Origin of the sequence: Rhodococcus sp. MALMAid1271 (genome assembly GCF_049195265.1) — a bacterium.
Classification (GTDB): Bacteria; Actinomycetota; Actinomycetes; order Mycobacteriales; family Mycobacteriaceae; genus Rhodococcoides.
The window spans coordinates 56,176-81,173 of the sequence record NZ_JBMIRQ010000085.1 but is presented as its reverse complement, the minus strand read 5'-3'; the positions used below and the strand labels follow the sequence as shown (position 1 = coordinate 81,173).

The 24,998-nt window shown below is 65.5% G+C and carries 25 protein-coding genes; 14 read left to right on the top strand and 11 right to left on the bottom strand.

Going from position 1 to position 24,998, the window contains the following annotated elements; all coding sequences use genetic code 11:
* Positions 1–270 (top strand): MMPL family transporter (locus ACOQFP_RS12790; protein WP_421584521.1); only part of this gene is annotated, 270 nt, incomplete at its 5' end.
* Positions 271–291: 21 nt separating this feature from the next.
* Here ACOQFP_RS12790 and ACOQFP_RS12785 read toward each other — a convergent pair.
* The 3 genes from ACOQFP_RS12785 to ACOQFP_RS12775 all read right to left on the bottom strand — a co-directional run bounded on the left by ACOQFP_RS12785 (position 292) and on the right by ACOQFP_RS12775 (position 4,024).
* Positions 292–2,178, bottom strand: coding sequence for a DUF2339 domain-containing protein (locus ACOQFP_RS12785; RefSeq protein ID WP_421584520.1), 1,887 nt, complete (start codon positions 2,176–2,178; stop codon positions 292–294).
* An 82-nt stretch (positions 2,179–2,260) separates the two neighbouring features.
* A complete protein-coding gene (locus tag ACOQFP_RS12780; protein ID WP_206489699.1) occupies positions 2,261–2,899 on the bottom strand; it encodes a DUF1707 SHOCT-like domain-containing protein in 639 nt (212 codons plus the stop codon).
* A gap of 21 nt (positions 2,900–2,920) precedes the next feature.
* Entirely contained in the window at positions 2,921–4,024 is a 1,104-nt protein-coding gene (locus ACOQFP_RS12775) for a glycosyltransferase (protein WP_421584519.1), read from the bottom strand.
* 110 nt (positions 4,025–4,134) lie between these two features.
* On the opposite strand from ACOQFP_RS12775, the gene ACOQFP_RS12770 reads away from it, so the two are divergent.
* Positions 4,135–4,524, top strand: a complete 390-nt coding sequence (locus tag ACOQFP_RS12770; RefSeq protein ID WP_421584518.1) for a MarR family transcriptional regulator — start codon at positions 4,135–4,137, stop codon at positions 4,522–4,524.
* A gap of 2 nt (positions 4,525–4,526) precedes the next feature.
* Here the strand turns inward: ACOQFP_RS12770 and ACOQFP_RS12765 are convergent, their stop codons facing one another.
* The 4 genes from ACOQFP_RS12765 to ACOQFP_RS12750 are packed head-to-tail and all read right to left on the bottom strand — an operon-like array spanning position 4,527 to position 7,794.
* A complete protein-coding gene (locus ACOQFP_RS12765) occupies positions 4,527–4,745 on the bottom strand; it encodes an autophagy-related protein 2 (protein ID WP_206489702.1) in 219 nt (72 codons plus the stop codon).
* A gap of 37 nt (positions 4,746–4,782) precedes the next feature.
* A complete protein-coding gene (locus tag ACOQFP_RS12760) occupies positions 4,783–5,409 on the bottom strand; it encodes a response regulator (protein ID WP_421584526.1) in 627 nt (208 codons plus the stop codon).
* 35 nt (positions 5,410–5,444) lie between these two features.
* Positions 5,445–6,614, bottom strand: coding sequence for a MacS family sensor histidine kinase (gene macS, locus ACOQFP_RS12755; RefSeq protein ID WP_421584517.1), 1,170 nt, complete (start codon positions 6,612–6,614; stop codon positions 5,445–5,447).
* A complete protein-coding gene (locus tag ACOQFP_RS12750) occupies positions 6,601–7,794 on the bottom strand; it encodes an AI-2E family transporter (RefSeq protein ID WP_206489750.1) in 1,194 nt (397 codons plus the stop codon). The genes macS and ACOQFP_RS12750 overlap by 14 nt, the downstream gene beginning before the upstream one ends.
* 142 nt (positions 7,795–7,936) lie before the next feature.
* Between ACOQFP_RS12750 and ACOQFP_RS12745 the strand changes: the two genes are divergently transcribed.
* From ACOQFP_RS12745 to ACOQFP_RS12705, 9 genes are all read left to right on the top strand, one after another.
* Entirely contained in the window at positions 7,937–9,412 is a 1,476-nt protein-coding gene (locus ACOQFP_RS12745) for an adenylate/guanylate cyclase domain-containing protein (RefSeq protein ID WP_421584525.1), read from the top strand.
* Positions 9,413–9,421: 9 nt separating this feature from the next.
* The gene (locus ACOQFP_RS12740) at positions 9,422–10,552 is read left to right on the top strand and encodes a lysylphosphatidylglycerol synthase transmembrane domain-containing protein (protein WP_421584516.1); all 1,131 of its coding nucleotides are present in this window, start codon (positions 9,422–9,424) and stop codon (positions 10,550–10,552) included.
* 105 nt (positions 10,553–10,657) lie between these two features.
* The gene (locus ACOQFP_RS12735) at positions 10,658–11,209 is read left to right on the top strand and encodes a YceI family protein (RefSeq protein ID WP_206489706.1); all 552 of its coding nucleotides are present in this window, start codon (positions 10,658–10,660) and stop codon (positions 11,207–11,209) included.
* Positions 11,210–11,301: 92 nt separating this feature from the next.
* On the top strand, positions 11,302–11,688 hold the full coding sequence (locus ACOQFP_RS12730) for a DUF3054 domain-containing protein (protein WP_421584524.1): 387 nt from the start codon (positions 11,302–11,304) through the stop codon (positions 11,686–11,688).
* Between the two features lie 131 nt (positions 11,689–11,819).
* The gene (gene nhaA, locus ACOQFP_RS12725) at positions 11,820–13,148 is read left to right on the top strand and encodes a Na+/H+ antiporter NhaA (RefSeq protein ID WP_341243824.1); all 1,329 of its coding nucleotides are present in this window, start codon (positions 11,820–11,822) and stop codon (positions 13,146–13,148) included.
* 169 nt (positions 13,149–13,317) lie between these two features.
* On the top strand, positions 13,318–14,568 hold the full coding sequence (locus tag ACOQFP_RS12720) for an APC family permease (protein ID WP_421584515.1): 1,251 nt from the start codon (positions 13,318–13,320) through the stop codon (positions 14,566–14,568).
* A 31-nt stretch (positions 14,569–14,599) separates the two neighbouring features.
* Positions 14,600–14,956 carry a metalloregulator ArsR/SmtB family transcription factor gene (locus ACOQFP_RS12715; RefSeq protein ID WP_341243826.1) on the top strand — a complete coding sequence of 119 codons (357 nt, stop codon included), beginning with the start codon at positions 14,600–14,602 and terminating at the stop codon, positions 14,954–14,956.
* A complete protein-coding gene (arsB, locus tag ACOQFP_RS12710) occupies positions 14,953–16,041 on the top strand; it encodes an ACR3 family arsenite efflux transporter (RefSeq protein ID WP_341243827.1) in 1,089 nt (362 codons plus the stop codon). Before ACOQFP_RS12715 ends, arsB begins: the two co-directional genes overlap by 4 nt.
* Positions 16,041–16,460, top strand: coding sequence for a low molecular weight phosphatase family protein (locus tag ACOQFP_RS12705; protein ID WP_421584514.1), 420 nt, complete (start codon positions 16,041–16,043; stop codon positions 16,458–16,460). Before arsB ends, ACOQFP_RS12705 begins: the two co-directional genes overlap by 1 nt.
* 137 nt (positions 16,461–16,597) lie before the next feature.
* Here the strand turns inward: ACOQFP_RS12705 and ACOQFP_RS12700 are convergent, their stop codons facing one another.
* Entirely contained in the window at positions 16,598–17,347 is a 750-nt protein-coding gene (locus tag ACOQFP_RS12700) for an MBL fold metallo-hydrolase (protein WP_421584513.1), read from the bottom strand.
* A gap of 98 nt (positions 17,348–17,445) precedes the next feature.
* Between ACOQFP_RS12700 and ACOQFP_RS12695 the strand changes: the two genes are divergently transcribed.
* Complete coding sequence (locus ACOQFP_RS12695) at positions 17,446–18,357, top strand: fumarylacetoacetate hydrolase family protein (RefSeq protein WP_421584512.1); 912 nt, start codon at positions 17,446–17,448, stop codon at positions 18,355–18,357.
* Positions 18,354–19,043, top strand: a complete 690-nt coding sequence (locus ACOQFP_RS12690; protein WP_206489715.1) for a TetR/AcrR family transcriptional regulator — start codon at positions 18,354–18,356, stop codon at positions 19,041–19,043. The genes ACOQFP_RS12695 and ACOQFP_RS12690 overlap by 4 nt, the downstream gene beginning before the upstream one ends.
* A gap of 18 nt (positions 19,044–19,061) precedes the next feature.
* Here ACOQFP_RS12690 and ACOQFP_RS12685 read toward each other — a convergent pair whose 3' ends face one another.
* From ACOQFP_RS12685 to ACOQFP_RS12675, 3 genes are all read right to left on the bottom strand, one after another.
* The gene (locus tag ACOQFP_RS12685; protein WP_206489716.1) at positions 19,062–19,808 is read right to left on the bottom strand and encodes a sulfite exporter TauE/SafE family protein; all 747 of its coding nucleotides are present in this window, start codon (positions 19,806–19,808) and stop codon (positions 19,062–19,064) included.
* A 36-nt stretch (positions 19,809–19,844) separates the two neighbouring features.
* Entirely contained in the window at positions 19,845–21,506 is a 1,662-nt protein-coding gene (locus ACOQFP_RS12680) for an NTF2-like N-terminal transpeptidase domain-containing protein (RefSeq protein ID WP_421584523.1), read from the bottom strand.
* 106 nt (positions 21,507–21,612) lie between these two features.
* Positions 21,613–23,442: a penicillin-binding transpeptidase domain-containing protein gene (locus tag ACOQFP_RS12675; RefSeq protein WP_421584511.1), complete on the bottom strand. Its 1,830-nt coding sequence runs from the start codon at positions 23,440–23,442 to the stop codon at positions 21,613–21,615.
* A gap of 93 nt (positions 23,443–23,535) precedes the next feature.
* Here ACOQFP_RS12675 and ACOQFP_RS12670 point away from each other — a divergent pair, with 93 nt between their 5' ends.
* The gene (locus ACOQFP_RS12670; protein WP_421584510.1) at positions 23,536–24,981 is read left to right on the top strand and encodes an MFS transporter; all 1,446 of its coding nucleotides are present in this window, start codon (positions 23,536–23,538) and stop codon (positions 24,979–24,981) included.
* Positions 24,982–24,998 lie beyond the last annotated feature (17 nt).

Here is a 24,998-nt window from a genome sequence, read left to right as displayed (position 1 = left end):
GGCACCTCGCACACCGGACGCATCATCACCGCCGCAGCCTTGATCCTCATCGTCGTCACCGGAGCATTCGCGTTCTCCGATCTGGTGATGATGAAGTACATCGCCTACGGCATGATCGCCGCACTCATCATCGACGCCACCGTCATCCGCATGTTCCTCGTACCTGCCACGATGAAACTGCTCGGCGACGCCAGCTGGTGGGCCCCGGCCGCAATGAAACGAATGCAGAAGAAGCTCGGACTCGGCGAGACTGCTCCCGAGGAGGTCTGATTCTCCGCCCCATCGCGGGAGTCAGGATGTAGCTGCACTCTCGCGATCCGCGAACACCTTGGCGTACCGGGTACCGGCGATCAGCAGCAACAGTCCCACGGCGATGAAGGCGATGACGCGGAACAGTCCGTCCAGGGCGACGAGATCGAACAAGAAGAGTTTCGCGATCGCCGCTGCGGTCAAGGACAGCCCGGCCAGTAGCGCCACGTGGGCGTGGGTGACGCTGCGCAGCCCGAAGGCCAGGAGCGCGAAGGCCGCGATCATCCACTCGATGGTCGCCGCGGTGTGACCGGCCGTGAATCCGGTTGTTTCCCCGCCGATTCCGATACCGAGGGACACCGTGGACGCCGTCAGCCCGTACAGCGCGAGAACACCGGAGACGACAGCCAGGGTCTGCCTTCCGTCGTCGAGCAATTTCAGTGCGGCCAGGACGTACGCGAACGCGAAGGCCGTTGCTGCAAGCAGGATTCCGCCGACGATGATCCCCGCGCTTCCGACGGCATGGTTGGAGTCCAGCAGGGTACGCGGAGGGCAGATCGAGACGAACATCAACGCGGCGATCACACCGAATCCGCTGCCGATCGAGTACGCCAACGTCGAGCGGGTGCTGTGCGCCACGGCGAGCAGCGCCAGGGCGACGGCGAACACTACGACCGGGCGGATCTCGACGGTCGTCGATTCGACGGCAGCCTGCAGGGTGGCCAACGCGCCGATCACCGCGACGGTGACGCGGGCGTGTCCGGGAAGCCAACCGACCAGCACGACGATCGCCAGAGCGCCCGCAGCGAGGACCAGTTGAACGGCGACGACGACGGCTCGATCGAAAACGTCCACGCAGAGCAGGACCGGCAGTGACGCGAGAGCGATCATCACGGTCGCCACCACATCGGAGGTGTTGCGGCGCAGCAATTCCAGGGAGGTTCCGATGCCGAGGACGGCCACCGACACGATCGCCGACAGCAGCCAGTAGTCGCCGGTCGTTCCGCTCACATCGGCACTGGCGACGGCCGCCAGTACCGTACCGACGAGGGGAAGGGTGCGAACGATCTGCAGGAGTTGCCAATTCCGTCCGAGCTGGGCGGGGAAGCCGGCGAGATAGGTGGCCGTGAAGAACGCGATCAAAGTCAGGGTGAGCCCGTCGGTCAGCACCGGGCCACACACGGCGACACCGGCCAGGATCAACACGGCCATCGGCTGCGATGTCCACTGCACCGCCAGGGCCGTTCCCGCAGCTGCGATTCCGAATGCGACGAGCAGACCGATGACCGGATCGAGCCAGCCGTACAGCACCGACGTCGCGAGAACGTCGAGGTAGAGGCCGGCGATTCCGGTGGCGGCGAGGGCGATTCCGCCGACGCGTCCGCCGGAGCGTCCGAACACCCGAACGCCTGCGGCGATCAGTGCGAGCGAGAACACGGCGCCGGCCGCGACGCGCAGCGGCGGGCCGAACCACCCCGCCTGCGCCGCGAGCACCAACAGCATCACGACACCGACGAGGGTGACGCCTGCACCGGCGACGGCGAGCAGGCGGCTGATGACACCGTCCCGCTGCCACCAGGGCTCCCTGGGCGGAGCGGGCGGACGCGGCGCAACTACCGGCCCACGCGGCGTTGGCGCGGCCGGCTGAGTGCGATCGGCCGGCCGGCCGGCGGGCTGACCCATGGTCCGGTGGATCGGCTGACCGTAGTTCTGCGGAGGGGGCTGCTGCGGCACGAAAGGCGCTGCATAGGACTGCGCGAGGGGAACAGGAGCTTGGGGAACAGGAAATTGGCGGGCAGCACCGAGTTGTGACTGCAAGGTCTGCAGATCCACGGCGACCTGACGCATGTGGTCGCCCAGTGAATCGAAGCGACTGGACAGGCGCGCGACGAGTTGCGGATCCAGCCCGGCGTTCTGGGAAGAAGTCATGCGAAAGATTCTGCGGCGGTCGGCCTCGAATAGCGTGAGTAGTGCTACTCGGTTCGCTCGAGTAATCGACGCAGGCCGGGCTCTAGCCGAACATCCTGCGCAGCGAGCTACCGAAGGGATGCTTCGCGGTCACCGAGCCCAGGCGAACCTTGCCCGAGACGACGAGGTGGAGCGGACCATAGGGTGGGCCGGTGCGAACCTTGTTGGTAGCGCTGCCCGCAACGGTGTCGACGGCGTTGAGGTCGACGGTCGCTTCGGTCGGCACGATCAGCGTGACGGTGCTGCAGTAGTCGTCGACGTGTATTTCGACCACCTGGGTGGACATCACGGCCTGGGTGAAATCGAGCGTCACCGTGGACATGCGGGTGGACAGGCGCAAGCTCGGTGGCACGTTCCACTTCCCCTTGCGGGCGATGGTGGACATGGTGCCGCGCAGCGTGTCCGAGGATCCGCCGCCGTGGCCCCAATGCTCCTGGACGACGCGGCGCGGGGGCGGTTCGGCAACCGGCTTCACCGACGGGCGATGCTGCTCGGCGATCTGCATCCCGGGCAGGTCGGCCAGTACCGAATTCAGCTCACCACGAGTTTTCGACGCCAAGGCGGTGTCCATGCGCTCGGTGAACTCGCCGAGCGAGAGCATGCCCTGTCCCACCGCGCGTTGCAGCAGCTGGCCGACGTGCTCGCGTTCGGCATCGGACACTCGCAGATCCCTGGCCTCCATGCATCCAGGGTAGCGAAGATCTCAGGCTGCGCGACCACCGAGAACCGAGAGCATTCCAGACACCGAAGCGGGCCAACCGAACTGCTCGGCACGCAACCTGGCGGCGATGCGACGGCCGTCGGCAGGGAGTTCGAGTACGCGCGCGATCTCGGCGGCGAACCCGTCCGCGGTGTTCTTCGAGGATCCTCCGCAGTGTGGGGTGACGATCTGTGCCAGCGCCGAGGTCTCGGAGACGACGACGGGGGTGCCCACTGCCAGTGACTCCAGCGCGGCGAGCCCGAAGGTTTCGTGCGGTCCGGGTGCGAGTGCGATGTCGGCCGAGGCCAGCAACTCCGCGACCGTCGATCGGCCGGAGACGAATCCGAGGAAATCGACGGGTAGGCCGCGGGCGCGTCGCTGCAGACCTGCCCGGCGAGGTCCATCGCCGGCGATGATCAATCGCGCGGAAATTCCTGAGTTACGCAGCGCAGCAAGCGAATCGATGCTTCTCTCGACGTGCTTTTCCACCGACAGTCGGCCGCAGTGCACCAGTAGCCGTTCCGCCACTGCCGAGCGCTCCTCGACGTGTCTGCGCCGCGGATGGAACAGGTCCAGATCCACCCCGAGAGGCACCCGGTGCACGTTGCGGACACCGATGCGCTCGAACTCCTGCTGAGCGAACTGCGTGGTGCACACGACGGCGTCGTATTGCTCGGCGGTGCGCCGGTTCGCCAGATCGGCGACGGGTCGGGCACAGCGCATCGGCATCGTCTGCGCGAACAGTCGATCGAGGCGCTCGTGAGAGATCATCACGCTGCGGATGTCCCGGCGGGCGGCCCAGCGACCCATGCCACGCAGCGTGAGTCGATCCGACACCTCGATCACGTCCGGCCGCAGTCCGGACGCCACCGAAGACACCCGGCGCGGATCGGCCACCCGATAGCCGCCGGTGCACGGAATCTGCGGTGCGGGTACCTCGATGCGGACCACTCCCGAAGGCAACAGTTCTTCACGCCACTGCGCTCCCGGCACGATCAACGTCACCTCGTGACCACCGGCCACGTAACCCGCCCCGAGCTGGTCGACTGCCGTCCGCAGCCCACCGGAGCGTGGCCCGTAGAAGTTGGCGAGTTGCACGATGCGCACTCGCTCAGTCTTCTCACCAGAGGATCCATCCGGCGGCGCGCCGATGGACAGTGACCGAACCCTCGCGGAATTTCTGTGTGGCAACTGCTACCAACGGGTAGGCAGGGCAGATGCGAGCGACACTGCAATCCACCGGTCACGCCCCGGCGTCCGAGGTCTGGGAACGCTACATGGAACCGGCGCAGTGGAAGATCTGGGCACCGCAGATCACCGGCGTCGAATACGGCGGCGAGCGACTCGCTGCCGAGACCACCGGTCGGGTGCTGGGACCACTGGGTGTTCCGATCGAGTTTCGGGTGCACTCGATCGACGAACGGTCGTGGACCTGGGCGTGGTCTGCGTGGTTCCAGAATCAGGCCATCGGGATCGACCTGACTCATGGGGTCGTGTCGCGGCCGAGCGGAACCCGGGCCTGGTTGACGGTCGACGGCCCTGCACCCCTGGTGCTGCCCTATCTGCCCGTCGCCAAGTTCGCGCTCCACCGGTTGTGTGCGCGGTAGAGCTACTCGGACCGCGGCACTGTCTTCTCCTCGGACTGGTCGGCTACCTCGGTCGGCTCGGGAGTCGGCAACGACGACTCCTCGCCGGACCCGTCGAGATGGCCGTCGAACTCGTCGATCGCCTCATCGCGTTCGCCGCCGGTCTGATCCTGATCGGCGTCGACGCCTTTCGAATGCTTCGCCGGGTCGACGGTGGTGTCCACTGCTTCGTTGTCGGTCATGGGGTCAAGAGTGCCCGTCGGCCCGCGACGCAAACCCTCACAGACCCTTTTCGATGACGTAGCGGGTCAATTCCACGCGATTGGCCAGCTGCAATTTCCGCAGCGTCGCCTGCACGTGATTCTCGACGGTGCGGTGACTGAGCGTCAATCGCGTCGCAATCTGCTTGGCGCTCAGTCCCTTTGCGACCAAACGCAGCACCTCGGTTTCCCTATCCGTCAGCGTCGGGCGGGTGTCGGATTCCGGTTCGGGCGAGGACGACATCCGTCGGAACTCCCCGAGGACCAGGCCCGCGAGGCCGGGTGTGAACACCGCCTGCCCGGCCGACGTGGCGCGGACCGCGTCGAACAGTTCCTCCGCCGACGCACTCTTGACCAGGTATCCCGTCGCACCCGCCTTGATCGCGTCGAGCACGTCGCTGCGTTCTGCCGACGCCGACAGCACCAGGATCTTGGTCTCGGGCGACGCTTCCAGAACCGCCACAGTGGCGTCGGCTCCGTTGCCGTCGGGTAGCTGCATGTCCATCAGCACGACGTCGGGAGTGGTGGCCCGGGCCCGGCGTCCGGCAGCGGCAACGCCGTCCGCGGTGGCGACGACCCTGAATCCGGCGGCGTCGAGATCACGGGCAACACCGTCGCGCCACATCGGGTGATCGTCGACGACCATCACCGCGATCTCGGGATGCGCGTTCTCGTCCTCGGTCATGCCGGTCCTCCCGCTCGTGGTACTCGGATCTCCCATTCGGTCCCGTCGCCCTCGTTGGTGTCGAGTATCGCAGTGCCACCGAGGGATTCGACGCGGCCGAGGATCGATTTCGACACTCCCATCCGGCCTTCGGCTTCGGCGGCGGCAAGCCGTCCAGCTGGAATCCCTTGTCCGTCGTCGCGAATACTCACGATCAACTCCCCGTCGACGTCTTCGAGCAGTACGTAGGCCCGCGCCTCGGCACCAGCATGGAGTTCGACATTGGACAAGGCAGTTGCGACGACGGCGGCCAGCTCCCGGGCCACGTGGGATTCGACGAGAACCGGATCGGCAGGGGTCGAGACGGACACAGCGGTACTGGCCTGGGTGTTCAGCAGCGCCCTGACGTCGACGATCGACCCGGGGTGCTCACTACGCGGAACGGCCTGCTCCGAGATCAGTACCCGCAGTGCGACTTCCTGTTCCCCGGCCAGCTCCGCGAGTTCGGCTGCCGGACCGCCTATTTCGAGACCGCGCCGTCGAACCAAGGCCAGGACCTGCAGCACCCCGTCGTGCACTTGCCTGGCGAGCCGTTCGCGTTCTTCGGTGATCGCGGCCGAACGTGCTGCGCGACGCAACTCCTCGTGCGAGCGGCGGGCGGTGTTCGACGCCAATCCCAGTGCCAGTCCCGCCGAGAGCAGAACCGGGGCGGTGGCGTCGGACCACAGGTCGAGGTCGAAGCGGTCGCGGACGAGGGCGCTGACCACCGACATCACCACTCCGGACGCGATTCCGCCCCTGGGACCCCACAGGATCGCGGCGGAGATGACGGCATTGGTGGCCCACAGGGTGGTCGGCAGGGTCTGGCGGGTGCTGTACCAGTCGTAGTCGGCCACCAGTCGCGTCGATGCCATCAACGCGATGACGATGACCTGGTCGGCGAGCACCACCTGCCAACGCGGAAGCGTTGCACGCGAGAGCACCAGCGCAGAAGCTCCCGACCACACGGCCATCAGAGCTACGAGAACCCAACTCAACCGCGGATTGACGTAATTGTCGACGGTCGCGGCCTGATAGCTGATGGCGTAGACGAGGGTGATCAGCCTGAAAGCCTGGGAGGCCCGCCACAGCGGGGTGTCGGGATCGGACGAGGTGTGCGTGGTTCGCACCCGATCAACCGTCGGCATCGGTCTTCGAACCTCCGCTCTCCGGCTCCGGGATCGTCAACTCCCCCTTGGGAAGCCGCTCCGGCTCGTAGGCACCCGGCGGTGTGTGCGGATCGCTCGGTTCGGCCGAGTACAGCGGATCGGTCTCCTCGGGTTCGGAAAACACCTCGTCCGGGTCGTCGGCGAGCAGTGACCGAACGGCGGTATTGAGGACTGCGACGATCGGTACTGCCAGCAAGCCTCCGACGATGCCCGCGAGCAGGATTCCGACGGTGATGGACAGCACCACCGCGAGCGGGTGCAGCCGCACTGCGCGGCCCAGCAGAAGTGGTTGCAGCACATGCCCTTCGAGCTGCATGACGGCCACCACGATGCCGAGGGTGATGACGGCGGTGATCAGCCCCTTGGTCACCAGGGCGATGAACACGGCGACGAACCCGGTCAACACGGCACCGATGATCGGGATGAACGCACCGATGAACACCAGCGATGCGAGCGGAAGAGCCAGCGGAACACCGAGAACGGCGAGACCTGCGCCGATGCCGATCGCATCGGCGGCGGCGACGGCGACCGTCGCGCGGACGTATCCCACGAGCGAACCGAAACCCTGGATGCCGGCGGTCCGGATCTTGCGGCGGGCCTGGGTCGGTGCCAGACGCGTGACGAACTGCCAGATCTGATCACCGCCGTACAGAAAGAAGATCAGGATGAACAGGGTGAGCGCTGCCCCGGTGAGGATTTCGCCGATCACCGTGGCGGTGGTCAGTGCTCCGCTGGTGACTGCTTGCTGATTGTCCTGAACGACCTTGACGATGTTGTCGGTGGCTTGCCGAATCTGGTCTTCGCTGATGTGCAGAGGTCCGCTGGTGAGCCAGCTCTCGACGCTGTTGATCGATTGGGTGAACTGATCGCCGACCTGAGGCAGGCCCTCGATGAACTGCTCGACGATGAAGGTCATGATCCCGGCGACGACGCCGATGCTCGCGATGATGACGATGATCACCGCGAGGGCTCGAGGTACCCCGCGCCGGTGCATCCAGTCGACGACCGGGACCAGCATCGCCGAGGCCAACAGGGCGAGACCCAACGGGATGACGACGGTGCTGAGTCTGGCGACCACATAGGCGAAAGTGACGAACCCGGCAAACAGGACAAGCAGTCGCCACGTCCATTCCGCCCCCACCCGCACCAGGGGATGCACCGAATCCGCGGCCGAAGTGAGGCGCGGGGACGCCCCCGTACCTTGCGCCCGCAACTCGTCGGTGCTCACCCGCTAAATTTAACCTGTGCTGGCATCTTTCCGAGCGGTCTCGCTCACCCTGAAGAGTCGCTGGCCGCTCTATATGTTCTCGATGCTCATCGCCAACGTCTTCGGCGCGGTGCTGGTGTTCGCATTCGTTCGCTACGGCCTACCCATCCCGGAGTCGCAGTCCATCGTGGCCGACCGGGTTCGCAACGTGTACATCTTCGGGGCCTATCTGGGCGTCGCCCTGGTGGTCAGCCTGATCTACGCCTACTTTCTGCTGCGTTCGGTCATTCGATGGCAGTTGCGCGGCGGTCCGCCCACCCGCAAGGAACAGATGACGACGCTGCACGCGCCGTTGCGACAGGCCATCGTGCACCTGATTCTGTGGATCATCGGCGGCATCATCTTCGTACTGTTGACCATCGCGGAGATGCCGTCCCTGTCGGTCGCAGTCATCGTCACCGTCGGTATGGCCGCCACCGTCACCTTCGGGTTCACCTACATGCTCGGCGAACGCATTCTGCGTCCCGTCGCGGCGATGGCCTTGAGCGAGGGTCGGTTCGATCGCACGATGACGCCCGGCGTCGGCACCCGGATGGCCATGACGTGGGGGCTGGGCACCTTGATGCCCGTCATCGGCATCATCCTGCTGTGCGCCACCCAGCTCACCACCGATCTCGTCTTCTCCCCCAATGCACTCGCGGTCGCCATCATCCTGCTCAGCGTGTTGGCGATCGTGCAGGCGTTCGTGCTCTCGATGCTCACCGCGAGCCAGATCTCCGATCCGATCAGTGCGCTGCACAGCGCCATCGAGCGAGTGCAGCGCGGTGAAACCGACGTCGAAGTCGATGTGTTCGACGGCAGCGAGATCGGCCGCCTACAGGTGGGCTTCAACCGGATGATGGAAGAGTCGACCGAACGACGCGTCCTGCGGGAGCTGTTCGGTCAGCACGTCGGTGAGGACGTGGCGCGTCGGGCATTGCAGTTCGGAACCGAACTCGGCGGCGAGACCCGCTTCGTCGCGGTGTTGTTCGTCGACATGGTCGGCAGCACCGCCACCGCCTCCGAGCGCCCACCGAGCGAGGTCGTGGTGTTGCTCAACGAGTTCTTCCGGGTGGTCGTCGATGTCGTCGGAAACCATCACGGTTTCGTCAACAAGTTCATGGGCGATGCCGCCCTCGCGATCTTCGGGGCTCCGCTCGATCGCCCGGATGCCCCTACTGCGGCGCTCGCTGCCGCGCGGGAGTTGAGATTCGCGCTGAACGAGATCACCGGGCTCGATATCGGCATCGGCGTCTCCGCGGGCCTGGCCGTCGCAGGAAACATCGGTGCGGCGGAACGCTTCGAGTACACGGTCATCGGAGACCCGGTCAACGAGGCCTCGCGGCTCACCGAGCTGGCCAAGCTGAGACCGGGACGCGTACTGGCGTCGACCTCGGCCCTGTACTTCGCCGATGACGAGGAACAGGAGCAGTGGGAGTTGGGCGACCAGGTGCAACTCCGTGGTCGACGCCGCGCCACTCACCTGGCCTGGCCGGTGGAGCACCCCGACGCCACGCCCGGCGACAGTTAGTCTGACACGGTGCCGGACCCCAGTTCCACCCGCGGACCCGCAGTGCGGCGTCCGCGAAACCGACTGCGGTGGGTCAAGTGGATCGCCGGAATCGCACTGGTGTCGTTGCTGGTGGCCGAGGCGGTCTACCTGTGGCCGCGACTGCACGAATCCTGGACCGCGGTGCGCGAGATTCACTGGGGTTGGCTGGCGGCCTGCGTGGGTGCGCAGGCGCTGTCGTTGAGCGCATTCGGCAGAGTGCAGAAGCAGCTACTCGACGCAGGTGGCGTGCAGGTGCGCCAGCGTAAGTCCGTTGCTGTCATCTACGGCAGCACCGCCATGTCGCTCACGCTTCCCGCCGGACAGGTGTTCTCGACGGCATTCACCTATCGCGAGACCCGCCGGTGGGGAGCGAGCCCGGTCGTGGCGTCGTGGCAGCTGGCCATCTCCGGCGTCATCGCCGCGGCTGGACTTGCCGTCCTCGGGCTCGCCGGTGGGCTGATCGTGGGTAGCTCGTTCAACACCTTCACCGTGGTGCTCCCGATCGCCGGTGTCATCGCCATCGTCGCCGCAGTCCGCTATATCTCGCGTCACCCGGACTCGATCAAGAACATCGCACGCTGGGGGCTGCGTCGGTACAACGCGCTACGCAACCACGAGCTCGACGCCGGTGCCGAGGGCATCGACAAGATCATCGGGCAGATTCAGTCCGTCGAGCTCGGAAAGCGCGATGGCGCACTGACGCTGTCGTGGTCTGCGGTTCATCGGCTCGCCGATGTGGCGTGCCTGGCGTTCGCATGCCTGGCCGTCGGCGCGGATCCCCGACTGTCCGGATTGCTCATCGCCTTCGCCGCGGGCAAGGCCGTCGGTTCGGTTCCACTTGCTCCTGGCGGGCTGGTCGTCGTCGATGCCACCCTGATCGCGTTCTTGACCAGCGCCGCATCGATCACCGCATCGCAAGCCGTGGCCTCGGCCCTGGTGTACCGCGGGATCAGCTTCATTCTCGTCGCCATCATCGGATGGATCGTGTTCCTGGTGCTGTTTCGGCGCCATCAACATGCCGATCTCGAGTTCGACATCGCCCTCGAGCGGCAGGAAACGGCTGATCTGCGCGGCACCGAGGATGTTCGCGGCCCGAAGGGCGACCCGGAGCCCGCATAGCGCGCCCTGTGGTATCCGTCACTTTCCGTTCTCGAGAAATTTATTCGGACCTTGGTCCGTTTGTGTACTATGAGAATTGAAACTTCAACTCATCAAGGAGTCCCCATGACCACCGCCATCGCACTTCCCGAGCTCACCGCAGGCACCTGGGCCATCGACGCATCCCACTCCACCGTCGGATTCACCGTCCGCCACCTCATGGTCAGCAAGGTCCGTGGCCGCTTCCAGAACTTCAGTGGCACCATCACCGTCGCCGCCGACGGCACCCCCTCGGTCGACGCCGAGATCGACGTCGCCTCCATCACCACCGACAATGCCCAGCGCGACGGTCACCTCAAGACCGCAGACTTCTTCGAGGTCGAGAAGTTCCCCACCGCGACGTTCAAGTCCACCTCGGTCAAGGCCAACGGCGGAGACTTCGTCGTCACCGGTGACTTCACCCTCCACGGCGTCACCAACTCCATCGATCTCGAGCTCGAGTTCAACGGCGTCAACGCCGGCATGGGCAACGGGCCGGTCGCCGGGTTCGAAGCCAAAACCGTCATCAACCGCAGGGACTTCGGCATCAGCATCGACATGCCCCTCGAAGGCGGCGGCGCAGTCGTCGGCGACAAGATCACGCTGAACCTGGAAATCGAAGCCGGGCTGCAGGCGTAATTCCGCCCTCCCCGCCTCACCCTCCGAACGGCCCGTATCGCACACGCGATACGGGCCGTTCGCCGTCGGTGTCGAATGTCGGGGTGTCTACAGTGGGGCGCGTGAAGCTTCGTTCTCCCGCCATTGCCGCCGTCCTCGACCTGCTCATGGTGGTGCTCTTCGCCGCTATCGGCCGTCGCAGCCATGCCGAGGCCGCTGCATTGTCCGGCCTGTTCCATACCGCGTGGCCGTTCGTCGTCGGCGGTGCCATCGGCTGGCTCGTCACGTTCGCGCTGTATCGCAACAAGTTCGACGCTTTCCTCATCGTCCCGACGGGCATCGTCGTGTGGGTGATGACCGTCGGGGTCGGTATGACTCTGCGTGCGCTGACCGGGCAAGGGACGGCCGGGTCGTTCATCATCGTCGCCTCGGTGGCCACCGCCGTGCTGCTGCTGGGTTGGCGAGCTCTGGCGAAATTGGTCCCCAGCGGTCGTCCATGACGGCCTGCACGCGATAGAGTGATACTCGGTGCGCCGGGAAGTCTGGTCGGCAACAACTCTGTGCTGCGTACTTGCTGAGTGAAGTTCGGTTGGTTCGCGGCTCGACGAAGCTACCGAAAGGCGTTGTCTCCGTGACAGATCCATCCAGCTCGACAGATTCACCCAGGCCGAGAACGCGATTGCCGCTGTTCTCGCGTGGTTCCTGGTCCGAGACCGATCGCGTCGCGCAGATTCTTCGTAAGGAGACCGTCGGCGGCGCGCTGCTTCTCGTCGCCACCGTCATCGCACTGGTCTGGGCCAACTCACCCTGGTCCGACGCATACCACTCTCTGATGGGGACCCGAGTCGGCCCTTCGGCGCTCCATCTGGACCTGACGCTCTCGACCTGGGCAGCCGACGGATTGCTGGCCATCTTCTTCTTCGTGGTCGGACTCGAACTCAAACGAGAATTCGTTGCAGGCGATCTCCGTGATCCCGCACGAGCGGCTCTACCGGTGGCCGCAGCCATCGGCGGAATGGCAATTCCGGCAGTCATTTTCGTGCTGATCAACCTGGGCACGGGCGACGGCGCTCTGCTCGGCTGGGCCATCCCCACCGCAACCGATATCGCATTCGCGGTCGCTGTGCTCGCCGTGATCAGCACCCATCTGCCCGCCGCGCTACGGACGTTCCTGCTGACCTTGGCCGTGGTCGACGATCTCTTGGCCGTCAGCGTCATCGCCATCTTCTACACCGACGACATCAACTTCGTCGCGCTCGGCCTGACGCTGATTCCGCTCGCCCTGTTCGCTGTCGCCGTGCAGATGCGCGTCCGCTCGTGGTGGGTTCTCATCCCGCTGGCGGTCGTGACCTGGGTACTCATGCACGAGTCCGGCGTTCACGCGACCGTTGCGGGCGTGCTGCTCGGCTTCGCCGTTCCGGTGATTCGCAGCAAGGCCGCCGGTGGCCCCGAGGCAGGCCCCGGCCTCGCCGAGCACTTCGAGCACAAGATTCGGCCGATCTCGGCAGGTATCGCGGTCCCGCTGTTCGCCTTCTGCGCGGCAGGCGTGACCGTCGGCGGATTCTCCGGCCTGGCCAGCGCCCTGACCGATCCGATTGCCATCGGAATCATCGCCGGCCTCGTCATCGGCAAGGCAATCGGCATCTTCGGCACCACGTATCTGGTGTCTCGCTTCACCCGAGCGACGCTCGATGCCGGATTGAAATGGCTCGACGTTCTGGGCGTGGCGATGCTCGCGGGCATCGGATTCACGGTGTCGCTGCTCATCGGCGATCTCGCCTTCGGCGAGGGAACGCAGCGCGACGACCACGTCAAGGTCGGTGTGCTCACCGGATCAATCATCGCGGCCTCGTTGGCAGCCATCATCCTGCGCAGCCGCAACAAGGCCTACCGGGCGTACCACATCGAAGAGACCCGCGACGACAACCACGACGGCATCCCGGACGTGTACGAGAAGTAGTACGCAGTTCCTGGTCCGATCCCGGACCACGTGCGCAATACCGAGTAAGGCCCGCCCCCGAGGAGGCGGGCCTTACTCGTATCCCGGTCCAGGGTGCGGGCGGCGTCGCCGAACAACTATCGCCGAGCCCCTCTACAGTGGTCGCCGTGATCGATTACCGGCTACCCGCGTGACAGCTCCGCCGCCGCTGGCCCGTCGACTCGGACTGTTCGACGCCATCGTCATCGGCGTCGGCTCGATGGTCGGGGCCGGGGTGTTCGCGTCGTTCGCACCAGCATCCGCCGTGGCGGGGGCGGGGCTGCTCATCGGTCTGGCTGTCGCGGCCGTGGTGGCGTTCTGCAACGCAACCTCGTCGGCGCAACTCGCCGCGCAGTACCCCACGTCCGGCGGCACGTACATCTACGGCCGTGAGCGTCTCGGACAGTGGCCGGGTTTCGTGGCCGGGTGGAGCTTCGTGATCGGTAAGACCGCCAGCTCGGCGGCCATGGCGCTGGTGTTCGCGGCCTACGTCGCGCCTGCGGGCTATACCGAACTCGTTGCCATCCTCGCCATCACGGCCCTCACCACTGTGAACTACTTCGGCATCACGCGGACAGCGTTGTTGACGAAGGTCCTGGTCCTGGCAGTGCTCGCCGTCCTGGTCACCGCAGTGACTCTCGGCGCCACCGGATCGTCCAGCCCGGCAGCCGAGGGACTCGGCTCCTTCACCGCCGATGGTTGGTACGGAATTCTGCAGTCCGCCGGCTTCCTGTTCTTCGCCTTCGCGGGCTATGCGCGCATTGCCACCCTCGGCGAGGAGGTCGTGCAGCCCGAACGCACCATCCCGCGCGCCATCGTCTCGGCGCTGGGCATCGCATTGCTGGTCTACGCGGTGGTGGCACTGTCACTGTTGTCGGTTCTCGGCCCGGAGTTACTGGCGTCGTCCTCGGCTCCACTGGTCGATCTCGTCTCCACTGCAGGGCATTCATGGGCCGCGCCGCTGGTGCGCTTCGGGGCCGCCGCGGCCGCATTGGGCGCCCTACTCGCGCTGATCGCCGGAATCGGCCGCACCTCCCTGGCAATGGCCCGGCATCGGGATCTGCCGTCGTATCTGACTGCGGTCCACGAGCGATACTCCGTTCCCCATCGTGCCGAAATCACGGTGGCGGCAGTTGTCTGCGTCCTGATTCTGGTTGTCGACCTGCGGGACGCCATCGGCTTCTCGTCGTTCGGAGTGCTGTTGTATTACCTGGTCGCAAACCTGAGCGCATACACCCAGAATTCCCAGCACCGCCGCTATCCCAGAGCTCTGCAGGTAGTCGGCAGTATCGGTTGCGTGATTCTCCTCGCTACCCTGCCGGCAACCTCGATCGCCGTCGGCATCGTGGTGGTGGCGCTCGGTGTCGGATATCGACTGGTACAGGTTCGTCGCCCCGATTGACGTCTGATTCGACAACTGTCAATATAGACGGATGTCGAACCAAGAACTGGCGACCGAGTGCTGCTCACCGCTGATCCGTGAACCCATCACCGCGGATCGAGCAGCAGATCTGGCCCAGATGTTCAAAGCCCTCGCCGATCCGGTTCGGCTGCGGCTGCTCAGCCTCGTCGCAAGCCACGCAGGCGGCGAAGCGTGTGTCTGCGACATCTCCCCAGCATTCGACCTGTCGCAGCCCACCATCTCCCACCACCTCAAGGTGTTGCGAGAGGCGGGGTTGCTCGACTGCGAACGACGTGGCACCTGGGTCTATTACTCGGTGATTCCCGCGGCCCTGCAACAACTGTCGGCAGTTCTCAACGCTGCAGAGTCCACGCAGGCCGTGGCATGAGTACGACGACCGATACTGCCGTCGTCGGCAAGCTCTCCACCCTCGACCGGCTGCTGCCCGTCTGGATCGGCGTGGCCATGGTGGCGGGCCTGCTCCTCGGACGCCTGATCCCCGGCCTGAACGACGCGTTGTCGTCCATCTCGATCGACGGCGTGTCGCTTCCGATCGCCATCGGACTGCTGATCATGATGTACCCGGTGCTGGCCAAGGTACGCTACGACCGCCTCGACACCGTCACCGGAGACAAGCGTCTGCTGATCGGATCGCTGCTGCTCAACTGGATCCTCGGGCCGGCGCTGATGTTCGCTCTCGCCTGGCTTTTCCTCCCCGACCTGCCCGAGTATCGAACCGGGCTGATCATCGTGGGCCTGGCTCGATGCATTGCGATGGTCATCATCTGGAACGACCTCGCGTGCGGAGACCGTGAGGCCGCCGCGGTTCTGGTGGCGATCAACTCCGTCTTCCAGGTGTTCATGTTCGCCGTCCTCGGATGGTTCTACCTCTCAGTTCTTCCCGGCTGGCTCGGACTCGAGCAGACCACCATCGAGGCGTCGCCGTGGCAGATCGCCAAGTCGGTCCTCATCTTCCTCGGAATCCCGCTGATAGCAGGATTCGCATCGCGCTTCTTCGGCGAACGCGCCAAGGGCCGCGACTGGTACGAGGAGAAGTTCATCCCCCGTATCGCCCCGTGGGCACTCTACGGCCTGCTGTTCACGATCGTCATTCTCTTTGCGCTGCAGGGTGATCAGATCACGTCACAGCCTTTCGACGTGGTACGCATCGCGCTGCCACTGCTGGTGTACTTCGCGGTGATGTGGGGCGGCGGCTACGCCCTGGGTGCCGCAATGGGCCTGGGTTACGAGCGCACCACCACCCTCGCGTTCACCGCCGCGGGCAACAACTTCGAGCTCGCGATCGCCGTGGCGATCGCGACCTACGGCGCGACGTCCGGGCAAGCACTCGCCGGTGTCGTCGGGCCTCTCATCGAGGTCCCGGTACTGGTCGGCCTCGTGTACGTCTCGCTCGCACTGCGTAAACGCTTCTCTCCCATGCCAACCGCCACTGCAGCACGCCAGGAGTCCTGATGCCCGATACCCCGAGTGTACTGTTCGTCTGCGTCAAGAACGGCGGCAAGTCGCAGATGGCGGCCGGACTGATGCGCAAGCTGGCCGGTACTGCGGTCGAAGTCCACTCTGCCGGAACGAAACCCGGCGTCACCATCAATGCTCTCTCGGCCGAATCCCTCCTCGAAGTCGACGTCGATGTGTCCGGCGAACATCCGAAACCGATCGACCCGGCTCTGCTCGCTCGGATGGACTACGTCATCACCCTCGGCGCAGAGGCGCGAGTCGAGACCGTCGACGGGCCGACGTTCGAGAACTGGGACACCGACGAGCCCTCCGAGCGCGGTATCGACGGAATGGAACGAATGCGCCTGGTGCGGGACGATATCGCCATCCGTGTCGAGGCTCTCACATCCCGATTGCTCAGCACGAAGCCCTGATTCACGTGGAAAGCCCGGTGGTATCGAGCAGCTGACCTGACTGTCCACTATTTCGCTCCGCGAGCGGGATCCCGCCTTCGGTTCACGATCGTGGACGCTCAGTGCACCGCCCCGCTACGACCTTCGCCGCTTCTCCGTCAGATCCTGTCGGTGACACTCGCGTTGCGACGAGCGAGTTCGACAGCAGCGGTGGGTGTTCCGTGCCACGGCGCGCCATGCCCCGGCAGAATCCACTCCGCATCGATATCGGCGAGCGCAGACAGTGCCGCCTCTGCCTCATCGGGTCGATGGGCAAAGAACGGCGGCAGAAGTTGCGGGCCGGCAATGGGCGAGAGCCCATGACCGGTCACCAACGCATCACCGGTGATCAGCACACCGCTGCTCGGGAGGTGGAACGCGCTGTGGCCCGAGGTATGCCCCGAACAGGCCACGGGGACCGGAGTGCCGGGTAGATCGAGGGGACCGGTCTGCGGGTACGGCTGCGCGTGCCCGATCGTGATGGGTGTCAGCGCACCCGCGCCGAGGATGCGGGCCGTCCAACGCAGTCCACGCGGCCGCAGGCAGCGTCTGACGATGTCGACCGGACTGGCCTGTTCGAGATCGCCGCTGCGTGCATGCTCGGCATCGGCAGCGCTCATGAACACCGGTGTGCCGTAGCGCTGATGGAAGTGGTTGATCGCACCCATGTGGTCGATGTGAGCGTGCGTCAGCAGTATCGCCTGGACGTCGCGGGGGTGGCAGCCCAGTTCTCGAATCGAGGCCTCCACCCGGGCCGTGTCCTTCGACCATCCCGCGTCGATCAACGTCAGCGCCGCGCCGTCACGCAACAACGCCCAGTTCACCGCTGTCCCTTCGACGCAGAACACGTCGTCGGCAATTTCCTGCATACCGGCCCTCACTCACTCTTTCGGAACGATCGTTCCGACGCTAACATCGGGAACACGCTGAGCGGAACAGTCGTTCCGTCACCGAAAGGACTCGCACGATGAAACTGCGACGGATACGGACTGCGGACGGACTGCAGTTGCAGACCTCGACGGAGGGAACATCCTGGCAACCGACAGAGGACCGGTCTGCCTTGGGCGGCCGAGTCTTCGATCCCGAGTGGGAACTGGCCCGCGCCGACGAACATCTCCGCAACAGTGCGGTGTTGTTGCCGTTCCAACCGGCCTCGTTCCGTGACTTCATGCTCTACGAACACCACGTCGTCGACGCCAGTCGGGGATTGGTCCGACGCTTCCATCCGATGCAGGCGAAGGCCGTCGCCGCAGTCGAAGCGATCACCCGGCGCACCTTTCCGCTGCTGCGCCCCAAGCCCTTGTTCTATGCCCAACCGATGTACTACATGTCCAATGCACTCACGTTCGTTCCCTCGGGGACTGCGATTGCTGCGCCCTCCTACTCACGAGCGCTGGACTACGAGCTCGAAATCGGGTTCGTCCTGGCCCGAACGTTGTTCGACGCCACCGCCGACGAGGCTCTCGATGCCATCGGAGCGTTCGTCGTGCTCAACGACTTCAGCGCCCGCGATGTACAGCGCACCGAAATGGCCAGCGGGTTCGGGCCACAGAAGTCCAAACACTTCGCGACCTCGCTGTCCGAGGTGGCCGTCACCGCCGACGAGATCCTGCCCATCATCGACTCGCTGCGTGGCACGGTCACCATCGACGGCACCACCGTGTCGACGGTATCGAGCGCCGGGATGCAGCACAGCATCGGCGAAGTGCTGGCGCACGCCTCTCGCAGTGAGATACTGCGGCCCGGCGAACTGTTCGCCACCGGCACCCTGCCCGGAGGCAGCGGGATGGAAACCGGACACTGGCTCACACCCGGGGCCAGACTGGAACTCAGCATCGAGGGGATCGGCACCATCAGCCACGTCGTACTCGATTCGTGACCTTCAGCGCCGCCGGAGCGTCGCCGTCCCGATCGAAACGGGACGCCAACCGCGCCGAACTACAGACTCGACTGCTCGACACGGCCGAGGAACTCTTCTCCGGCCGCGGGTATTTCGGCGTCGGGGTACGCGATATCACCGATCGCGCACACACGCGTCTGGCATCGGTCAGTGAGCAGTTCGGCGGCAAAGAAGGACTGTTCCAGGCCGTGTTGGCTCGACGCATCCGCCCTCTCAACGCCGATCGGCGCGCCCAGCTGGCCACGCTGCCGACGCGCGGAGGCCGCGCGAAACGTCTTCGCGCACTGATCGAGGCGTTCACCGAACCGATGCGCCGCCGCACCGGTGATCCCGGATGGGACAACTACTTTCGGCTCATCGCCCAACTCGCCAACTCGGGAAGTCCTATCGGGCGTCTGATCGTCGACGACTTCAACGCCATCGCCACCGAGTTCATGAGCCATATGCAGGCACTGTTTCCCGAGGCGAACGAGGTGGCGATTCACGACGCGTATCTACACCTCGTCGCCGCCGCGATGCACACCTACTCCAACAATCTCCGACTCGACAGTCTCACCAAGGGCCGGATGCACGCGCGCGATATGGACGAACGCCACACCGCCCTGCTCCGATTCGCCGAGGGTGGCATCACCGCGACACTGCTTCGACCCCGCCTCGATCGTTGAATTCTCGCTCGACCCGACTCAACCGAAGGCCTGATACCCCAGCCAGCCGGCGAGGCCGAGTCCCAGAATCCCCACGCCGATGCGCAGCACGATCGGCGAGATGACCTTGACCGTCGGTGGCCCGCAGGCTCCGCCGACGAAACAGCCGATCGCCAGTGCGAGAGCCGCCAGCCAGTGCACCTGGCCGGAGAACGAAAAGATGATGGCAGCAATCAGATTGGCGATACCGAGGAAGAAGCTCTTGAGAACACTTGCGCGCCAGAAGGTATCTGCAGTACAGATCAGCGCCAACGCGAGAAAGATGACGCCTGCTCCGGCACCGAAATAGCCGCCGTAGATCGCGACGACGAACAGTGCCAGGGGATAGAGCGTCGGAAACTGCTTGTCCCCGGAAAGCTTTCGAATGTTCGGCTGCAGCAGCAGGGCGATGGCTGCCATCGCCACCAGGAACGGCACGACCGCTTCGAACGAACCGTCCGGGGTGACGAGCAACAGAACCGCACCGGTGGTGCCGCCCAGCGCCGAGTAGACCGCATATCGAACGAGTTGCTTGCCGTCCTTGGCCAACTCGGCCGAGGAACTCGCCGTCGCTCCGACACCGGCCGCCACCAACGCCACCGTGTTGGTCACGTTCGCCGACACCGCAGGCAAGCCAACCGCCAGGAGCGCCGGGTAGGAGACGAGCGAGGCGAGGCCGGTGACGAAACCCACGAGCCCAGCGAAGAACCCGGCCACCACCAGAAGTCCGAAATCGAGCACGGTCACCGGACAAAACTACCGTGCCTAACTATCTGCTCGACATCACTCGGCCGGGTTCGCCATTTCCTGCAGCAACCGACTCGTCATGCGCACTGCCTGGTCTCCGCCGTCTGCGTCCTCGATGTACACCGCGAACGCCACATCGCCACTGGTGGCGAGCACGAAGCGATCATCACCGCTCTGCCCTGCGAATCCTTGCACACCGTCGAACGTATCGAGGCCACTGCTGCGCGACGAATCGGCCAGCATCCCGCGCAACCGCTGCGCCGCGTCCGGCCCGACCGGCTCGGCCGCGCGGTCGGCGACTGCGGTCTGCCCGACGACGATCGCCGGTGTCGGCGCGCTACCCCGCGAGATCGCCGCTGCCATTTGTGCCAGTCCGAACGGCGTGACCGTCGCCTCGGCTGGCGAGGTGGTGGACACGGTCCGAACACCGTCGATCGCGCTGCGACTGTCTGCCGGGGTTCCGGTGTAGGCATCGAGACCAGGCATCGAGTAGTGGATTCCGAGACCGAGCTGCGAGGCCGCGTCCTGTGCGCTGTCGTCGCCGCGATCGGACTGAACAGCCTTGACAAGATCGGCTGCCGTGCCCGCTGGATACGAGCCCCCGAACGCCACATCACCCTGCTCGTTGGCGTAACTGTTCTGTGCGGCAGCGAGAATCGCACCGGTCGACGCAGACAGAGCGACGATCGACGCCGAGCTTCCGGCCATCACGACTGCATTCTCGGCGGCCAACTGGATGTGCGGATCGAGCGTCGCGTGCAGGTCCGGCCCAGCAGGCCCTTGGAATCCGACGCGGCGTTGACCGATTCCGTCGACAGTGTAGGTGTCGACGGCCCAGCCTGCGGTGGCGTCGCGTCCGGCCTGCCATGCGGCGCGTAGCGAATCGAGTACCGGTGAGGTGTTGCGCCGATCGTCGACGATGAGCTTCGGTTGGGGCGAGACCACGACTCCCGGCACGGCCCGAAGGTCGTCCTCGAGAACGGCGAAGTCGTCATCGCGCAGGTTCACTGCGGTGATCGGAGCACCTCCGGACGAATTGAGCTCTGCCAGCATCGATTCGGAGGTGATCAGCGGTGCCACGACATCGATGACGTCGGCCAGCTGCTGCGTGGACGCAACCGGATCACTCATCTGGGCAGGATCGAGGGAAATGGCGTTGATCGTGCGTTCGCTCATCAGCACGTTGTTCGCGGCGTCGAAGATCAGCGGCGGAGCGGCGTCGGTGCGGGTGTATCGCACCGAGCCGCCCGAGGTCAGGTCCGGAACGACGGTGGCCGGGTCCCAAGCGATCCGCCAGCCGACGCTGAGCTTCTTGGTCGAGCCCTGCGTGCTGTACTTCCAATCCTTGCCCTCACCGAAGTGCCACGCGGACGCGAGCGTGAAGAAGCCGCTCTCGTCGGAAAGATCCATGTACTGGGTGAGATCGAAGTCGCCGGTGGACGTGCCGCCTGCCGACAAGCCGTCGAACATCTGGGTGATCGCGGCCGACGCAGCGTTCGGGTACGTCGTCAGCGCTGCCGCGGCGGCAACATCGCGATGGTCCAGTGCGTCGACGAACTTCGAGACCAGCAGCTCGGCCTCACTCGGTGGGCGATCGACCATCCAGTACGCGGCCGAGACCGTCACTGTCGCCGCCGCTACTACGGCGACGAGGTAGCGACCGCGAACTGTGCGCGGGCCACGACGGACGCGACTCATAGAACTCATGAGTCACAATATTCACTGCAGTCACATGAGTAACAAGCACGGTATTCACACGGGCCGATCACGATTGAGATACGGCGCGGTCTGTTTCGGTGAGCTCCTAGCGCAGAAAGCGTCCCGCGGCCTCGACCGCCGGTGTCGAACTACCGGCGTCGTAGACGAAGACGGAGAACGCCAGATCACCGGCGATCCCGACGAACCAGCCATGAGCGCCGCCGTTGTCGGCACCGAATTCAGCGGTCCCGGTCTTGCCGAGCAAGCCGGGAATATCGTCCAATTGCGTCGCGGTGCCGCCGGTGATGGTCTCGCGCATCATCGCCTTCAGTTGATCGGTGACCTGCGGGTTCACCGGCGCAGGTGACATGTCCGGCACCCCGGGACGACCTGCGATCATCGTCGGCGGAAGCAGCGCACCGTTCGCTATAGACGACGCCACCAGCGCCATTCCGAACGGTGACGCGGTCACCTGCCCCTGACCGATGGCCGACTCGACGCGTTGCGCCGGAGTATCGGCCGAGGGCACCGATCCGGTCACGGTCGTCAGTCCGGGAGTGACGTAGTCGACGCCGAGCCCGAACTGCGCGGCCGCCTCGGTCAAACCGTTCGGGGGCAGTGCAACGCCGAGCCGGCCCATCGTCGTGTTGCAGGATTTGGCGAAGGCGGTGTGCAACGGGACGTCGCCGAGATCGAAGTTGTCGTCGTTCGGAATCTGCCTGCCCTCGATGTTCTCGGTGCCCGGGCACGGCAGAACGGTATCGGGGGTGACCGCGCCGGACTGCAGGGCGGCCGAGGTGGTGACCGTCTTGAACGTCGACCCCGGCGGGTACAGGCCCGTCAGGGCAATCGGGCCCTCGGCGTCCGCAGCGGCGTTCTGGGCCACGGCCAGTACCTCTCCCGTCGACGGCCTGAGCGCGACGATCGCCGCCTGTTGCGGCAACGACGCCAGCGCGTTCTCGGCTTTGAGCTGCAGTGCCGAGTCGAGGGTGGTGGCGATGTCCTGGCCGGTTCCGGCATCGCGCCCGGCCAACCGGGTGACAGTGCCGTCGGCCGCGACCGCCTGGACGGCCCAGCCTCGGTTGGCCGCCTGCTGCTGCTCCCACACGGTCGTCAGGTCGTTGAGCACCGGCGAGACGAGGCTGCGGTCGGTGGCCAGCAGCCGGGTCTGCGGCGCGAGGGTCACCCCCGGCAGTGCCGCGAGCTGAGCACCGATGGGGTCGATGTCCGACTGCCGAAGCGTCACTATCGTCGCCGAGCTCCCCTGTGCAGCAGAGACAGTCGACGAGATGGACTGAGCGGTGATGCCGGGAACGACGGATCCGACGAGGTTCGCGACCGCCACCGGATCGGCCGTCGCGTCGACATTCACGAGAGTGACCACCTGCTGTGACATGAGCTCGACGCCGTTACCGTCGAAGATTCGGGGTGCAACGAGCGCATCGGTCGGAGTGAACCGCACCGAGGAATCGGCAGTGAGCCCGGGCACCAACATCGCCGGGTCCCAGGTGATCTTCCACCCCTGCTCGGTCTCCGCCGCCGTCGCATCGGTCGTGTAGTTCCACTCCTTCGGCTCACCATCGGGTTCGGCGGTGCCGTCGGTGGTCGTCGAGAACCGCCAGTCGGCGTTCAACGTGAACGTCCCCGCATCCCCGTCGGCATCGGCCACCTCGAAATCGGGAGTGGCCGTGACAGTCCCGCCGCCGGACAAACCGTCGTACAACTCGGTGAGCGCTGCCGTCGCCGCGGCAGGATCGGTGGTCAACGCAGCCGCCTGCGCGATGTCGGAGCTGTTCACCGCGGTCGCGAACTGCTCGGCGACCGTCTGCGGCTGATCCGGCCCACTCTGCCCACATGCGGCGAGGGTGAGCGCCACTACCGTCACGCTCGCGGCCAGAGTCGTCGGTCTCGTCGATGTACGCACGGATTCGATCATGCCTCGAGTCGGTCCTGGCGGAGTCCAAGAGTTCACCAAGTCCTCTCGCGCACCGTGATCGAGCACTGTTCCTTCGACCTACCAGGACTCACCATGCCCTCGAACACGACGAGTACGGCCGTCCGCCGTGCCACCCTGGCCGTCGTCTGCGTGACGACAGCGATGCTGATGCTCGACATTGCGGTGGTGAACACCGCCCTACCGTCGATCGCAGCCGACCTGAACTCCGGCGTCAGCGCCCTCAAATGGGTTGTCGACGCCTATACCCTCGCTCTGGCAACAGTGGTTCTCAGTGCGGGCTCGTGGGCGGACCGCCGCGGACGCAAACGGGTTTTCGTCATCGGCATCGTCACGTTCACAGTCACCTCTCTGCTGTGTGCGCTCGCACCGAACATCGTGATACTCGACATCGCCCGTGCCGCTCAAGGAGTGGGCGGCGCAATACTTTTCGCGTGCTCACTCGCGCTGCTCGCCGACGTGTTCGAGAAGGGTCCGGCACGAGCATCGGCACTGGCCGCCTACGGAGCCACCATCGGTGGCGCCTTCGCTGTCGGTCCACTCGTCGGCGGGGTGTTGACCGAGGTGTTCCATTGGCGGGCAGTGTTCTTGGTCAACATTCCCATCGGACTGCTGACGCTGCTCGCCACGCTCACGTGGGTACCCGAATCCCGTGATCGACGTCCCCGCGGGGCCGACCTGCCCGGGCAGCTGTTGGTCTCGATGGGCCTGGCAGGCCTGGTCTACGGACTGCTGCACGGCAACGAGGCGGGCTGGACGGAGCCGATCACCATGCTCGCGCTCGGCATCGCCGCAGTCACACTGGCAGCGTTCTGCCTGCACGAACTCAATACACCGGAGCCGATGCTACCGCCGCATCTGCTTGCCAACCGGGCGTTCGCCGGAGCTCAGGTCGCCGCCTTCGCCATCTCGGCATCGCTGTTCGCAGTATTCGTCTACACCACCGTCTACCTGCAGAACGTGCAGAATCTCTCCCCGATCGAGGCGGGTCTGACCTACCTGCCCGCGACGGTGGCGATGTTCGTTGTGGCCGGCATGACGGCAAAGCTCGAAGGACGGATACCGGTTGCACTGTCGTTGACGGTCTCGCTGATACTCGTCTCCGTCGGCCTGCTGATGATGACGGTCGTCGATGTCGACGGCTCCCCGTATGCGTTGATACCCGGATTCGTGGTCGCGTGCATCGGTGCCGGAGTGTTCAATCCCGTCATGAGCGGCCTCGTTCTGGGTGAGAGCACCGCCCGACACTCCGGCTTGGCCGCCGGTATCAACGACGCTTTCCGACAGAGCGGAATTGCCGTCGGAGTCGCTGGACTCGGCGCTTTTCTCCCCGCGGAGTCGCTGCTGCCCGGTGGGTCGCCGACGGAGTTGGTGCACGGCCTGCACGCCGCCCTGTTCGCCGCCGCCCTGATCGCCGCGGTCGGCGCTCTCGTCTGCGCGACCACTATCCACCCCACCCGGCACAATGCCCCGGCGTCCGTAGCGGTCTCGAACTCACCAGGGACCGAGGTACCCGCGTGATCGTTCTCGCTGCCGGA